The following is a 15,921-nucleotide window of genomic DNA, read 5'->3' as shown; positions in this document are numbered from 1 at the left end:
GATGGCGAAGTTCCCGCTCGGCAAGCCCGTGACGACGGAGACCGCGACGGTCGAGGTCGACGCGGGCCTGGCCGTCGGCGCGCACCGCTTCCGCCTGTCCGTCGTCAACGCGGCCGGGCTGCCCAGCCGCGCGGCCGACGAGGTCGTGGTGCAGGTGACGCAGTCGCGCGTGGTGTTGCCGCCGATCGGGCCGCCAATCGGGCCGCCGATCTCGCCGCCGGTTCGGCCGGCAGAGCCCGTGCCGCCGCTTGAACCGATGCGGCCCACCCTGCCCGCCCAGCCCGCGCAACCGGTGAAGCCCGCCCCGCCGCTGAATCCGGCTGAGCCGGTGAAGCCCAAGCGACCTCCGTCCCCACGCACGTCGAGGAGACCCTCATGAGCATCCAGGCGACCAACGCCGATCCGCTGGTGGCACAGCCGCGCGCGGACCGCCTCGCCTACGCCACCGGCATGCTGCTGGACGCGCAGGACTTCAGCGACGAGCAGACCTATCACCGCGGCCGTCTCGCGCGCGCGCTGGCCTTCGTGGCCGGACCGGGCACGCTGGCGGGCCTGGAGGTGCGGCACCTGCCGGCGTCGCCCACGCAGGTCGAGGAGATCAGCGTCCAGCCCGGCGTGGCGGTGGACCGGCTCGGCCGCCTGGTCGAGCTGCCGCGCGACGCCTGCCTGCGCCTGCCGCGCTGGTACGACGCGCAGCGCCTGGCCGTGATCGGCGACGGCACGCCCACCGGCAACGTGCCCGGCGGCGCGCTGACGCAGGCGGCGTACACGGACCTCGCGCGCTTTGCCTCGCCGCGCATGATCGCGTCGGGCGTCGCGCTGCCGGCGCTGGCGGTCGTCGCCGACGTGTTCCTGCGCTTCGCGGCCTGCGCGCGCGGGATGACGCCGAGCTTCGCGCAGGGTCCGTTCGATGCGCTCAACGCGGTGTCGATCTCGCGGCTGCGCGATGCCTACGAGCTGTTGATGATCCCGCGCATCGGGCTCGACGACGCCTACAGCGGTCTGCCGCTGCCGCCGGCCGATCCGGTCGCGGGCGATCCGGACGCGGCCCCCGAGGCGCGTCGCGATGCGCTGCAGGACGCCGTGCTGCACGGCTGGGCCGGCAGCGGTCACGCGGGCGGCGACGGCGGGCTGGAGCCTTCCCCCGAGCAGCCGCGCCACCTGGACCCGAGCGCGGTGTTCCTCGCCCGCGTCTTCATCCCCGTCGACAACGCGACGCCGCCCGCGCGCCTCGCGGCGGCGCCGCTGGTGGACAACTGGGGACGGCGCTTCCTGCCGCCCTCCGCGCTCTTCGCGCAATGGGCGGGGCTGTAGCAACGCCTGACCCCAGCAGCCACCAGCCGCCCCGCATCCGACTCCGCCGCAACGAGCCACCGACAGCAGCACGAGCCGCACCGAGCCTTTCAGGAGACCGACATGGCGATCAACCTCACCCTCGGCGCCGCCCGCGAGCGCATCGATCCCGTCGAGGCACCGACGCTGCGCAACCGCGGCGTGCTGGTCGAGGATCCGCGGCGCCAACGCCCGCGCTACTTCGACGGGCGCTTCCTGGCGGCGCGCGACCTGATCCGCGACCAGCAGTATTTCCTGACGCGCGAGGCCGACCTCGGTCGCGCCGCCGGCAGCGGCGTCGCGCACGGGCTGTCGGTGTCCGAAGGCGCGACGCCGCAGACGGTGCGCATCGCCGCCGGCGAGGGCCTGACCGGCGCCGGCGAGCTGGTGCTGCTGCCGCGCGAATTGACGATCGACCTGGCCGACATCCCGCAGACGGAACAGCTGTCGGCGCGCTTCGGCCTGTCGCGCCTGCCGGTGGCGCCGCTGCGCAGCCGCACCGGGCTGTTCGTGCTGGGCCTGCGGCCGGTCGAGTTCACCGCCAATCCGATCGGCGCCTATCCGACGACGCTCACCGGTGCGCGCACCGTCGAGGACGGCGACGTGATCGAGGCCACGGCCGTCGTGCTCGTGCCCTGGCAGGACGACGGCGCGTCCGATGCGCTCGACGCGCGCCGCGGCACGGCGGCGCGGACCATCTTCACGCAGCCGGGCGCGCCCGGCTGGTCGGCCAACGTGCTGCCGGTCGCGATGCTCGCGCTGCAGTCCAACTCGCTGGTCTGGATCGACGAGGCCATGGTGCGGCGCGAGCTCGGCGCCGACCGCGGCGACCTGCCCGGCCTGGGCTTCGCGCCGCGCGGGTTGCGGCTCGCGCACCTGATGCAGCACCAGAACCATCTCGCCGACGTCGTCGCGCAGTTCCACGGCCGCAGCTTCCCGGCGGCCACGCAGTTCCCCGCGCTGCCGCCGGCCGGCCCGCTGCCGGCGGGCATCATCGACACGGCCGACTTCACGCAGCGCTACTTCCCGTCGGAAGTCGACGTCGACTTCTCCATCATTCCCGAGGACGAACTGCCCGCGCTGGTCGAGGAGGCGCTCGCGCTGCCGCCGATCGACTTCCTCGCGCCACAGGCGGCGCTGGACCTGACGGCGGTGCTGGTGCTCGCGCCAGTGCCGCGCGCCGACTTCGCCGCCGTGCGCGCGAAGCTCACGACCGTGTCGCGGCCCCTCAAGGCGGCCGCGCCCAACCTCGTCGCGCAACGCAAGCCGCTGGAGATCCTGACCCGCCTGCGCATTCCGCTGCCGCTGCGTCCGGTCGATGTCTCCAACCCGTCCGATGCCGAATGGGCGCGGCTTGCGAAGCTCGACTCGCTGTGGTTCGTGCGGCGGCGCAACCTCGCCTACCGCGACGATCTGGTCGGCAAGCCGATCGCGGTCGCGGGCGGCTCGGACGTCGTCGTTGAACGCGCGATCACCGCGCGCATCGCGGAACTCGGCCTGACGCCCGCGCTCGACAAGGTGCTGGCCGCGTCGAGCGCACGGGCCGCGTCGAGCGTGATGTCGCTGCTGGCCTCGCCGCGCATCGCCGCCTCGCCTGCGCTCACCGCGGCGGCGCTCGGTGCGTTGAACGCGAAGCCCGCCGGCGAACGCGAGGCGGGCCGCGACGCCGGGCTGGACCATGCGCGCGTGCTGCAGGTCGGTGCGGAGCTCTCCGACGGCGCCGTCGGGAACGGCCTCGAGAAGCTCGAACGCCATGCCGGCGACGCCGTCACCCGCACCGCGCTGGTCAGCCTGGCGAGCAACGACAACTGGCGCAAGCTCGACACCGCCGCCAGCAGCGCCGAGGGCACGAAGCTCGATCAGTTGAGCGCCCGTCTCACGCGCGTTCCAGGCGCGCCCGCAACGCCAGCGCCGGCGCCCACGCCTGGACCGGAGCCGGTCGTGGTCGATCCCGCCTCGAAGGCCGGCCCTGCAGCGAGGGCACCGGCGACGTCGACGGGAAGGCCAGCAGCGAAGCCGTCTGCCACCGCGTCGACAGCATCCACGCCAGCTTCCGCTGCTTCGACCGCCACAAAGCCGTCGGCGGCGAAGACCACCGCTGCGAAGGCCACCGCCGCAAAGGCGACCGCTGCAAAGACGGCGACGGCCTCGGCGGCAGCAGCAGCGAAGAAGACACCCGCCAAGAAGGTCGCGGCGAAGAAGACCGCCGCGACCAGGCGCCCGCCGCAATCCTGATTCCAGGCTCCGAGGAGACCCATCGTGAGCACCACTCCCATCCGCGATCCGCTGCCCGGTGAGCGCGTCGTCGGGCTGTCGCCCGGCAGTGCGATCGAGGCCGCCGGCGACTGGCGCCGACGTCCCCACGTCTTCCCCGGTCGCGCCCTCACCGCGGGCGCGCTGACGCAATGGCAGGCCTGGCAGGCCGGCCATCTGGCCACGCGCGGTCAGGACTGGACCGCCGGCATCGTCAGCGGGCTCGAGGTCCAGGCCGGTCCGGTGATCCCCCCGCCACCACCACCGGCGCCCGCGCCCGTGCCGCCGGCGCCGACCGGCTTCAACGCGGTGGAACTGCAGATCACCCGCGGCCTCGGCCTGGCCTGCAGCGGCGAGGATCTGGTGCTGAACCAGCCGCTGCGCTGCGTGCTGGCCGATGTGCCGGTGGTCGCGCCGCCGGGCTTCTTCGTCGACGGCAGCGGCGTCGAGCCGGGCACGGAAGGCGCGCCCTCGACGCTGCGCGCGCGCAAGATCGGCGCCGCGCTGGGCGCGCTGGAAGCCGCCTCGCTGGCGACCTTGCCGCCCATCGGCGTGCTGGTGCTGCAACCGGTGACGGCGGACCGCTCCAGCGCCGACCCGATGGATCCCTGCGAGCGCAGCGCCTGCGACGAAGGCACCTACGGCGATGCCGCCGCTTTCGAGGACTGGCGGCTGGGCGACGGCGCGCGGCTGCTCTGGTACGTGTGGCCCGGCGAATGGCGCGGACTGCCCGCCGTGCCAGCCGTGCAGCTGCGCAACGCGCTCGCGTGGACAGTCTTCCAGGCCGAGGACGCCTTGCCCGAGGGCCAGGTCTTGCCCTGGGAGGAGTTCGGACTCCCGATCGCCCTCGTCGCGCTCGACAGCGTGACACGCGAGCCGCTGTGGCTGGATCGCGCGAGCGTCGTGCGGCGCGGCGGCAATGGTCGCGATTCGCGCCTCGCGTACACGGACGGCGCGCTGATCGCCGGCGCCCGCAAGCCGGCGCTGTGGCAGGCGCGCATCGAGCAGCTGGCCGAGCAGGTCGCCGCCGCCGGCGAACCCGCGCCGCTGCCCGAGACGCTCAACGACGCCTTCGGCCGCTTCCTGCCGCCGGTGGGCCTGCTGCCGCGCAACGCCTTCGATCCGGCGACGCTCAAGAGCGGCTTCTTCCCCATCGGCTTCGACCTCGACGCCGTGCCGGTGCCGGTGGAGCAGCTCGACCTGGCCGTGCGCGCGAGCGCGTCGCTGGCGCCGCTCTCGATCGCGGCGCCCGAGGCGGTGCGGCTGCTCGTGCCGGTGCCGCTGGGCTCATGGGAGCCGCGCCTGCTGCACAAGGAGATCGTCGATCCGCTGTTCCAGCAGACGCTCGACGAGAACCTGCTGCGCCGCGCCCGCACGCTGGGCCTGCGCCAGGGGCTGCGCAACAAGGCGGCGATGCTGTCGCATGCGCTCGACGGCAAGTCGCCGGTCGTGCCGCCGTTCAAGAGCGATCCCGACGCGGTGGAGAACGAATCGCTGAGCCCCTGGGGCGAGCCCCCGCCCGGTGGCGGCCATCGCAGCGATCTGCGCGCCGGCCTGCACCAGCATTTCTTCGACGGCGCCACTCCGCCCTTCGCGGTCCAGACTGGCGAATCGCTGTTCTGCTGGGTCTGCCTGGATCCCGACCATCCGCCGCGCACGCTGATGCTGCAGTGGCACACCGACGGCAACTGGGAGCACCGCGCCTACTGGGGCGAGGACCTGATCGGCTGGGGTTCGCCGGCGGGGTCGGCCGCGCACTTCCGCGCCGGCGACCTGCCGACGCCCGGCCAGTGGGTGATGCTCACCGTGCCCGCGTCCGCACTGGGCCTGGCGGCGAAGAATCTGGACGGCATGGCCTTCGCGCTCTTCGACGGCCGCGCGGCCTACGGCCTGACCGGCGCGCGCACGCCGCAGGTGTGGCGCAAGTGGTTCTGCAACTTCCTGCCGCCGGGCGCCCGCGTCCAGGGCGAGGAGCCCTGGGACCTGCTCACCGCCAACGACCTGTGGACGCCGTTCGAGCCGCACGACGGCGTCGTGCCCAGCCTGCCGCAGCTGCAGTCGCAGGACGGCGGCGACATCTTCAATCCCGGCGCGGGAACTGCGTCGGCGCTGGCGGTGCCGACCAGCGGTTTCAACCTCGCCTATCCGCCGGCGTCCGGCTGGCGCGGCCACACGCTGATGAACAAGGACGGCTCGCCGATCACGGTCATCGAGAAGGGCGCCGCCGACACGGTCACGACCTGGCTCTACCTGGACGAGTTGAATCCGCCGCGCTCGCTGTGGATCGGCGTCTACAGCCGCGGCCTGCGGGCGGACAACACGCCGACGTCCAGCATCCAGATCAAGTTCGCCTACTGGGGCGAGAACCGCTTCGCCGAGCTGCGCAAGGCGCTGCCCGGCCTCGAGACGCTGCAGGCGATGACGGTGCGCGGCGGCGCCCTGCCGCGCTCGGGCAGCTGGGTGGAACTGCCGCTGGCGATCCCCGACAGCAACGTCGTCGGCGAAGGCGGCGCGCGGATGTCGGTGTTCGGCATCGTCGTCATGGCCTTCGACGGCACGCTGGCCTTCAGCGACCTGCGGCGCAGGCCGGCCGCGGCCGGCGCGGCACCGGAGCTGATGTGGCCCAAGCAGGTCAGCGACGATCCGCGGCCGACCACCGTGCCGCTCTACAACCCCCTGCTCAACGCGCCGCTGCAGCCGCAGCACAACCTCGGCGTGCTGACGCCGACGCCGTCCTCGCGCATCGGCACCGTGCGCGTCTACACCGAGCTGGTCGCCGATCCGCTGATCCAGCGGCTGTCCGGCCACGAGCAGTCGCAGCTGCTGCTGCGCGGGCTGGAGGGCTTCGCCGACTACCTGCGCCGGCGCATCGACCGCGCGGACGACATCACCGACTTCGGCTTCGCGCACATGCAGGTCGACATGCACCGCATCCGCCAGCTGACGATGAGCGCCAGCGACGCGGGCCGGCTGGCCGTCTCGCCGACGCTGGCGGCGCTGGCCACCAGCGAAAGCGCGCTGGTCGTGCAGCAGCAGATCCAGGAGTACATCGGCAAGGTCAAGGCCACGGCGACCGCGCCGGCGCCCGCCGGCGTGCCCAAGGGCACGGCGGGCATCGCGGCGGCGGCGGGCTTCAGCGCCACCGCCGCGGCGACGGCGGCCGCGATCAACGCGGCGGCCAACGATCGCGTGGCCACGATGGCGCAGTCGAGCGCCGGGCTCAATGCCGGCCTCCGAGCCGACCTCAATGCCAACGCCAACTTCAATGCGCAGGCCAACGCGCCACTGAAGTCGCAGGTCAACGCCCAGTTCAACGCCCGCATGGATGCGCGCGCGCAGGTCGAGGCCGCGCTGATCAAGCCGCCCAAGGCGCCGCCACCGATCATCTATGCCAATCCGGTGGTGGGGCTGTCGGAGATCCGCACCACGGCGATCGCCGAGCGGCTGAAGAACCCGCCCTCGCCCGAGGCGCGCAACTACGCGCTGGCCAACCGGCAGCGCACGGTGATGTCGCTGCTCGGGCTGCTGGAGTCCTTCGCGGCCGAGGACAGCGGCGAGCTGCCCGCGCTGTTCCAGGACTTCCAGATCCCGGGGCTGGCGAACGATCCCTTCCTGGCCAACACGAACGCGCAGCAGCGGCCGCTGACGGACTTCCGCAACAACCCGACGCTGCAGGCCGCGCTGGCCAAGCCGCCGACGGGATCGGACGCCGCGCTGGACGAGGCCACGCTGTTCACGCAGGCGGTGAGCCTGTCCGACATCACCATCGCGATCCTGCGCCAGCTGGAGGCGCGGTTGACGGTGTACCGCGACGCACTCAACCGCTGCGACAGCGCGCTGGAGTCGCTGCGCGGCGAGATCGACACGATGACGGCGCGGCTGTCCCAGGTCGGCGACGCGCTGGCCGAAGCGCGGCACGACGTCAGCGTCGCTCGCGCGCTGCTCGCCGAGGAGACGGAGCGTGTCGCGGGCATCAACACCCGCCGCGCCAAGGTGCTGGCGGAGGAGGTGACGTTCATCGCCTTCATCCGGCCGCGCGAGGCCGACAACCTGCTGTCCGCGCCGACGCGCGCGGTCGATCCGGGGCTGGTGGATCCGGCCGTGCCGGCCTGCCTGCGCGAGCATCCGGACGCGCCCGACGAGCTGCTGGACATGCTGCGCGTGGTGCGCGAGGCGCCGGCCAGCTGGTTCGTGCGCGCGCCGCCGCTGCTGCATCGGCTGGACAAGGTCGATCACCTGGTGCGGCTGGTCGGCAGCGCGCAGGCCCGCGCGGTGGCCGGGCTCGCGGCGCCGATGCTGGCGGTGCAGACGATCGCCGCCAGCACCAAGGTCGCGGCCGGCATCGTGCAGGTCGCCACGCGCCAGGCCGAGGCGCTGGGGCCGCGCATCGCGACGCTGCGCACGCTGGACCTCGGCCTGCTGAAGGTCGCGACCTGGCAAGGCGTGCGGCAGCAGGCCGAGCAGGTCGTGAGCTTCGGAGACCTCGCCGAAGGCGGCCACGGCCGCGCCGACGTGGCACGCGAGGCCGCGGCGGAACTGGACCGCATCCGCGCCGTCACCGCCTGCCTGCATGCGGAGTTCAGCGGCGTGCTGCCGGTGATCCGGCTGCAATGGGCGGAGATGCTGTCGGAGTTCGACGCCGCGCCCAACCTGCGCAACCTCGCCAGCCTGCCGCGCTGGGGCGAGATCGCCTACCTCGACCGGCGGCGGATGCAGTCCTACGTGGACTGGCTGTTCGCGCAGATCGAGCCCGGCCAGCCGCAGGCGGTGGCGCTGGTCAACGACGTGGTGCGCATGGCGCTGCTGCTGGCCAGCCACGCGCCGGTGGACCGCATCGTGCAAGGCCGGATGGCGCGGCCCACGCCGGGCGTGATCCCGGGCACGCGCATCCCGCTGACGGTGCTGGACACGACCAAGCTGCGCGTGGGCATGCAGGCGCTGATGTACCGCGGCGACACGCTGGTGGCGCGCGCGACGGTCGAGGACCTCGGGCAGCAGGAGGTCGCGGCGCGCGTGATCCACACGGTGTCCGCCAAGGTCGACCTGGGCGACGACGTGCGGGTGCACTTCGACACGACGGCGATGGTCAGCCTGTCGGCGGGCGCGGCGAAACGGACGCTGTTCAAGGCGAGGTGATCGCATGGCCGCGCCTGAACGCATCGTCCGTCACCTGCGGCTGCGTGCGCCCGGCGAGGCCGCGGTGCGCCGGATGATGCCGACGCTGGAGGATGCATTGCGCTGCGCCAGTCTTGGCGACGACGGCGGCCGGCTGATCGTCGTGAGGAAGCTGGCGCTGGGGCCCGTGACGGCGCGCGCGACGTCGCAGGCGCTATCGCGATTGATCGAGGAGAAGACCGCCGCCGTCGCTCGACAGTGGGTGACGCCGGGCGATGCCACGGGGCACGCCACGACGGACATCGACGACGGCGCCGCGGACCGCGCGGGCTGCGTCGTCTTCGCCGGTGTGCTGGAAGCGCGGACGCAGCTGGCGTCGCGGTTGCTGCGGGGTCGGCGTGCCGACGCGTGGTACTGGCCGCTGGCGGTGCCGGAGTTCGATGGGCAGCTGCCGGTGCGGCACAACCTCGCGCGAATCGCGCTCGCGATCGCTCGCACGCCCGAGGGCCGCGTGGCCCTGCCCCAGTGGGCGGCGGCGCTCGTGCGGGGTGTCGGTGCCGCGCGCGTCGCCGCGTGCTTCGACGAGGCAGCGGGCCGTCGCCTGCTGGACCTGGCCGGCCTGGCGGGGGTGTCAGGTCTTGCGTCCGCCGGCGCGTCGTTCCGCTCCGCGCGGAGGGCGTCGAACGAAACCCCGAACGATGCGTTGAGCGAGGCCGCAGGTGCGATGGGATCGCGCGCGAATCCCTCGTCCTGGTCGACGACGTCCGCGACTCGTTCCCCCACGACGGGTGCAGACGACGAGGCGCTCGTGCCGCCCTGGCTGCACCGGCTTCTGGAGGCCGCCGGCGCCACTGCCGCGACCACCGGCGGTCGCGACGGAGCGTCCCGGACGTCCAGTTCCGATCTCCCGCCCAGCCCGACAAGCGGGGGCTCGCTCTGGAATCAGCGCCTCCCGGCACTCGGCCACCGCAATGACGACGCCATGTCTCCGAACGGTGCCGTCGATCGTGCCGATCCGGCGCTGCCGTCGGAGACTCCCCGCGCGTCGCCATCGACGTCGAACGATGCGCATCGCCAGACACGGTCCCGTTCGCACGCGCTTGCCGAGGACGACGCCGACGGCCCGGGCAGTACGCGCGTCACCATCGACCCGCTGCGATCGGGCGCCTGGCCCTGGATGCAGCCGACGAGTTGCGGCGGGCTGCTGTTCCTGCTCCCCGTGCTGGCGCACCTCGGCGTGCCGCGACGCGCGCCGGACGACGAGTCGGCTTGCCGCCTCGTTGCGGCGGTGCTCCGCCTGGCACTGCGACGCTCGCATGCGCCACGCGACGATCCGATGTGGCAACTCGCGACGGCGCCCTGCAATGACCCGACGATGGAGGCCGACGCTGCTGCGGCCTTGGCCGACGCGCGCCGCTGGCTGCAAGGCGCCGGGCGGATCGGACTGGTACGACTCGTCCGGCGCCGCGGACACGTGTGCGCCACGGCCACGCATGTGGACCTGCATTTCCCGCTCGGCGACTGCGAGCTTCGATTGCGCCGGCTCGGGCTCGACATCGATCCCGGCTGGCTGCCGTGGTTCGGGCGCGTGGTGGCATTCCACTTCGGCGCGGAGCGCCCGGCATGAACGCGCCGCTGCGTCCCGATCTGCGTCCGCCGACGGCCGACGCCGCGTCGCTGTCCGCTGCGACCGCCGATGCCGCGAACGCCGCCGCTGCCGCGACGCTCGCCGACCTCGCCTTCGCGCTGCTGGCGCCAGCGCAGGAGCACAGCCCGACGGCGGCGAGCGGCGCAAGCGCCGAGGCCGCCTGGCTGGCCGAGTGCGCCGCGCGTGTCGACCTCCGCGCCCTGGACGTCGCCGCCTGGCTGTCGCGCTGGCGCGCCGCGCCCCCGCCAGCCGACCGCCGGCTGGTCGCGCTGTCCGCCACGCTGCAGCTGACACTCGCCGAGGAGGTGGCCGTCGCCATCGCCCGCGCGGCCGAGACGGACGCGATGGCCGCGCGCGTCCTCGCCTGGCTGCAGGCGCCCGTCGGCGGCGCCCGGCCGACGGTGGGCTTGGCCGCGCAGGTGGCCGCAGCGCTCGGCGAGGCCTCGCCCTTCCCCGCGCTGGCCACCGGCGCGGCGCGGCGCAGCGGCCTGCTGCACATCGACGACGACCACCGCGCCCTGCCCGAGGCCACGCTCACCGTGCCGCAGCCGATCGTGTTCGCACTGTCCGATCCGCCGGCCTTGCAATGGCCGGGCCTGCGCATCGGCCGCGTGGACGACACGCCGCTGCCGCCCAGCCTGCAGGACGCCGCCCGCTCGCGGGCGCAGGCGCTGGGCCGCGGCGCGAGCGCGGTGCTCGTCGTGCGCAGCGGCCATCCGAAGGAGGCGCAGGCCGCCGCCGCCGAGGTCGCCCGCCAGTTGCGCGCCCGCGCCGTGTTCATCGAGGGCGACGTCCCCGAAGGCCTCGGCCCGTGGCTCTGGCTCGCCGCGGCGGTCCCGGTCGTGAGCCTCGAACTCGCCCCCGGCGAACGCCGCCGCGTGGCCGCGATCCCCGGCTGGCACGGGCCGCTGCTCGTCGCCGCCGGCCCGGACGGCAGCATCGAGTTCAACGGCGACACCGCCCCCGGCTGGTCCGTCCCGATTCCGCCGGCGGAAGAACGCAGCGCGCTCTGGCTCGACGCGCTGGGCGATGCCGGCTTCGCCCAGACGCTGGGGCACCGGCACTGCCACGCGGCGGGCCGCATCGCGGAACTCGGCCGCGCGGCGCGCTTCGAGGCGCAAGCCGCCGGCGCCGAGACCGTCACCCCCGCCCACGTCGTGCAGGCCGCGCGAGGCGGCAGCGCCGGCGACCTCGGCGCCCTGGCCGAACTGCTCGCCGACCCCGTGCCGGACGAGGCGCTGGTCCTGCCCGCGCCGCTGCGCGTCGAGCTCGACGCCTTCGCCGACCGATGCCTGGCGCGCGACACCGCCGCCCGGGGCCTCGGTCCGGCGATGCGCGCGCGCTTCCGCACCGGGGTGCGGGGACTCTTCGTCGGGCCGTCGGGCACCGGCAAGTCGCTGGCCGTCGGCTGGCTCGCGACGCGGCTGGGCCTGCCGCTGTACCGCGTCGACCTGGCCTCGGTGACCAGCAAGTACATCGGCGAGACCGAGAAGAACCTCGCCCAGCTGTTCGCCCGCGCCGAACACGCCGAGGTGGTGCTGATGTTCGACGAGGCCGATTCGCTCTTCGGCAAACGCACCGACGTGAAGGATTCCAACGACCGCTTCGCCAACGCGCAGACCAACTACCTGCTCTCGCGGATCGAGTCCTATGCGGGCATCGCCGTGCTCACCAGCAACAGCCGCGCGCGTTTCGATTCGGCCTTCACGCGGCGGCTGGACGTGATCGTCGAGTTCCCGCCGCCCGGTCCCAAGGAGCGCCGCGCGCTGTGGCTGGCGCATCTCGGCGACGGGCACCGGCTGGACGGCGGCACGGTGAACCAGCTGGCGGCCGGGTGCGAGCTGGCCGGCGGCCATGTCCGCAACGTGGTGCTGGCCGCCGCGGCGCGCACGCACGGCGGGCCGGTCGGCGCGGCGGATCTGCTGCCGGCGCTGGTCGCGGAGTACGGCAAGCTCGGCAAGCCGCTGCCCGCCGCGCTGCGGGTGCTCGCGTCCGACGGAGCCGCGCCGGAGGGGCCATGAACACGGCGGCGCCTCAGGCCAGGACCCAGGCTGTCGCGCCGACGTCGGCCGGACATCGCGGCGCCTCGCACTGCGATTGCGCGGCGGGCGAGTCGGCGGCAGCCGGACTGCCGCGCTTCCTCGCCCGCCACGGCGCGTCCGGTCCGGGCTGCGGCGTCCAGCCCAAGCTCACGATCGGACGGCAGGACGATCCCTTCGAGCGCGAGGCCGATGCCGTCGCCGACGCGGTGATGCGCAACGAAGCGGTGAACGTGCCCGGACTGCCCGCTGCGTCGGGGGCTGCTGGTGCATCAAGCGCATCGGGTGCATCAGGTGCATCGGGTGCCGCCGGCGCATTCACGGTCTCAGGCGAGACGCCCGTCGTCCAGAGGCTCTGCGCGGAATGCGCCGCCGAAGCAGAGACGCCGCTCGACGACGCGCTCGTGCAACGCAGCGGCACGGGCAGCAGCTCCGGCAGCGGGGCCGACACGGCGGGCGAAGCGCCCGGCGCCGCGGCACTGCCGCAGGCGCCCGACGCCGGCAGCCCGCTGCAGGCGGGCGTGCGCACGCGGCTGGAGTCCTCGCTCGGCGCGGATCTCGGCGACGTGCGCGTGCACGCCGGCCCCGCCGCCGACGGCATGGCGAAGGCGCTGAACGCGAAGGCCTTCACCCACGGCGAGCACATCTGGCTCGGTCCGCAGCAGCGCGCGGACGACCTGCCGCTGATGGCGCACGAGGTCGCGCACGTGATGCAGCAGGGCAGCGGCCGCGCCCGTCCGGAGGCGGTGCAGCGCGCGCCCGCCGACTATCGCCACCCGGAGGACGGCGGCGGCGTGCTGTCGCGGATGCAGGGAAAGATCAGCGCGGCCAGCGAGGGCCACGAGGACGAGCAGCCGACCGGGGACGCGGCGGCGCGGGCGCACACGGCGCGCAGCGCGGCCGGCGGCGTGGACCGCGGCGAACTGGCGCAGGAACGCGGCAAGCTGGAGCCACAGGCCAAGCCGTCGGTGGACCGGCCGGCGCAGGAGGCGCCGAAGGTCGAGGAGGCCGCCGCCCAGACGGAGCAGGCCGCGGACGCCCCCGCCGATCCGCTGGTGGAGGCGGACGGACCGCCCGCGGCCGGCGGGAAAGGCGGCGGCAAGGGCGCGGCGGGCGGTCTCGCGGACGGCGGTGCGGGACAGGCGCAGGCCGCCTTCGGGACCGCGGCGGGGACCGCGATGCCGGCGCCCGAGATGCCGGTGACCGTGCCCGCCGCGGTCAGCGCGCCCACCGATGCGGGCGGTGGGCCGTTGCCCGCCGATCCCGCCGCCGACGAGCAGGTCGCCGGCCTCGCGGCACAGGCGCAGAGCCTGCGCGAGCAGAGCGGCCGCATCCGCTCCTTCGCCACCGAGGAACGGCGCAACGCCACCACCCTGCGCGGCAATCTGGCGCTGGTGCGCGGCGGCGTCATGCAGGCCGAGATGGGCGTCTCGAAGTCGCGCGAGCACCTGGCCTTCCGGCAGGAGCTGCTCGGTCAGGCGCGGCAGGGACTGGGCGTGTCGCAGGAGAAGGCCGCGACGGTCGCGGCCGAGGCGCCGAACTTCGAGTCCAAGGCGGACGAAGGCAAGGCCGAATCCGGACCGATGGCCAGCGAGGCCTCCGGCCTGGCGGCCGAGAACGCCGCCAACACGCCCGACGACGCCGAGGCCGCGGCCAACGCGCGCGAACAGGGCGGCGCGATGAACCAGGCCGGCAGCGACATCGGCACGACTGACGACGCCGTCACGCAGACGCGCGCCAAGGCCGGCACGCTGGGTCAGGACGCCGCGCAGGCGCAGCAGCAGAACGCGGTCACGCAGAGCCGGCTGGAGGGCATGGACCAGACGCTGGCGGCCACCAGCGACAAGCTCGGCACGATGGGCGAGCAGACGGGCGCGGCGCGCGGCGAGATGGAATCGCTGGCGAGCGCGCCCGACGAGCACACCGGCCAGGCCGCCGCGATCGACGACCGCGGCGCGGCGCTGGCGGAGACCTCGAACGAGCTCGAATCGCGCCTGCAGACGGTGCAGGGCGACTACGCCGCCAACATGGCGGCGGTCCCGGCGCCGGAACCGTGGACCCGCGAGAAGGTCGTCGAACTCTATGGCGAGGAAGCCCTCGGCGAAGAGGCGGCCGGCGACGCGCCCGCGGCGACCGCGGACGAGACCGTTGCCGCCGACGATGCGGCGCAGGCCACCGGGGCCGAGCCACCGGCGGCGATGGCAGCGCAAGCCGAAGCGGCAACGGAAGCGGGCGCTGGAACGGGAGTGGAAGTCGAGCCGGCAGATGCGGGGTCGGTCGACGGCGGTGACCAACTGGTGCAACGCACGCCCGCGGACAGCGGTGACGTGGAGACGCCGCCACCGCCCCCCGCCCCACCGCCGCAGGCGGCAGCGGGCGGCGGCAGCGCCGCGGACGGCTCGCCGGACGGCGGCGCAAGCGGCGCTTCCGGTGCCACAGGCACAGGCACGGGCGCAGCCCCGGAGGCCGACGCGAGCGCCGGACCGGACGCGCCGTCGCCGCAAGGCGATGCCGACGCGGGAGCTGATGCGGGCGACGCCGGCGATGCCGGCGCGATGGCGGCCGAGGGGAGCAGCGACGGTGGCGCCGATGCGTCCGGCGGCGCCGCGGACGGGGGTCCCATCGCCGCGGCGGCACCGGCCGCGCCCGCGGCGCCGGAACGCGAGCGCGTCGATGCGGCCGGCGCGGTGTCGGGCGCCCTGCCCAGTTGGCTGACCGGCGTGGAGCCGCCCAACGAGGAGGCGCGTCAGCAGGCGCAGCAGGCCGCCGCCGAGCGCCGCGCCGCGCAGATCGCGGACATCGAGAGCCAGACCGAGGGCGGCTTCGCCGCCATGACCGCGACCGACCGCATGGGCTGGGCGCTGCGGCAGACCGGCCGCAACCTGTTCGGCTCGGTGGGCAACATCCAGTGGCCCGGTTTCGGCCACCTCGCGCTGGGCCTGATCGACCCGCGCGGGCCGATGATGGGCGTGGTCAGCGGGCTGGGGATGATGCTCTCCGGCGGGGCCAACCTGCTCAGCGCGGAGCAGTGGCGGCGCGATCCGCTGGGCAACCTGCTGAAGTCGGCGGCCGACATCGCCACCGGCCTGACGATCGTGCTGGGCTCGATCACCGCGCTGGCGGGCGTGATCATCGCGATCATGACGGCGATCACCATCCTGTCCTTCGGGACGGCGGCGCCGGTGACCGGCCCGGTGATCGCGTTCTGCACCACGGTGCTCACGACGGTCGGCGGCTGGACCATCGCCGTGGGCAAGGTGGCGCTGGTGCTGCAGGCGCTGGTGTTCATCAAGAACCTCATCGACGCGGCCTGCGCGCAGACCGCGGCGGAGCTGCAGTCCGAGGCCGACCAGATGACGGAGAACGTCAGCGACGCCGGCAACGTGCTGATGCAGATGGGCATGGCCAAGGCGGGACAGCTCGGCGGCCGGGCGGCGGCGTCGGAGATCCGCGCGGCGGGCGGCGGCGTGCGCTACGCCGCGCAGATGGGCGCGCGGGCCGGCGTCGGCGGACGGGCGGCGCTCGGCGCGGCGG

General features: G+C 74.4%; 7 protein-coding genes. All 7 read left to right on the top strand.

From position 1 onward, the window contains the following. Position 1: 1 nt before the first annotated feature. The gene (locus AC07PR_RS07130) at positions 2–379 is read left to right on the top strand and encodes a hypothetical protein (RefSeq protein WP_495134866.1); all 378 of its coding nucleotides are present in this window, start codon (positions 2–4) and stop codon (positions 377–379) included. Further along, the gene (locus AC07PR_RS07125) at positions 376–1,314 is read left to right on the top strand and encodes a hypothetical protein (protein ID WP_495134865.1); all 939 of its coding nucleotides are present in this window, start codon (positions 376–378) and stop codon (positions 1,312–1,314) included. Before AC07PR_RS07130 ends, AC07PR_RS07125 begins: the two co-directional genes overlap by 4 nt. 102 nt (positions 1,315–1,416) lie before the next feature. Beyond that, entirely contained in the window at positions 1,417–3,567 is a 2,151-nt protein-coding gene (locus AC07PR_RS07120; RefSeq protein WP_495134864.1) for a hypothetical protein, read from the top strand. A gap of 24 nt (positions 3,568–3,591) precedes the next feature. Beyond that, positions 3,592–8,721 (top strand): hypothetical protein, encoded by a 5,130-nt coding sequence (locus AC07PR_RS07115; RefSeq protein ID WP_495134863.1) that lies wholly within the window; start codon positions 3,592–3,594, stop codon positions 8,719–8,721. Between the two features lie 4 nt (positions 8,722–8,725). After that, positions 8,726–10,327 (top strand): hypothetical protein, encoded by a 1,602-nt coding sequence (locus tag AC07PR_RS07110; RefSeq protein WP_495134862.1) that lies wholly within the window; start codon positions 8,726–8,728, stop codon positions 10,325–10,327. After that, positions 10,324–12,369, top strand: a complete 2,046-nt coding sequence (locus tag AC07PR_RS07105) for an ATP-binding protein (protein ID WP_495134861.1) — start codon at positions 10,324–10,326, stop codon at positions 12,367–12,369. The genes AC07PR_RS07110 and AC07PR_RS07105 overlap by 4 nt, the downstream gene beginning before the upstream one ends. Continuing rightward, on the top strand, positions 12,366–15,921 hold a 3,556-nt coding region (locus AC07PR_RS07100), incomplete at its 3' end, for an eCIS core domain-containing protein (protein WP_495134860.1). The genes AC07PR_RS07105 and AC07PR_RS07100, both read left to right, overlap by 4 nt.

The organism is Roseateles sp. GW821-FHT09H11, assembly GCF_059415845.1.
This window is presented reverse-complemented; position numbering and strand designations above follow the sequence as displayed.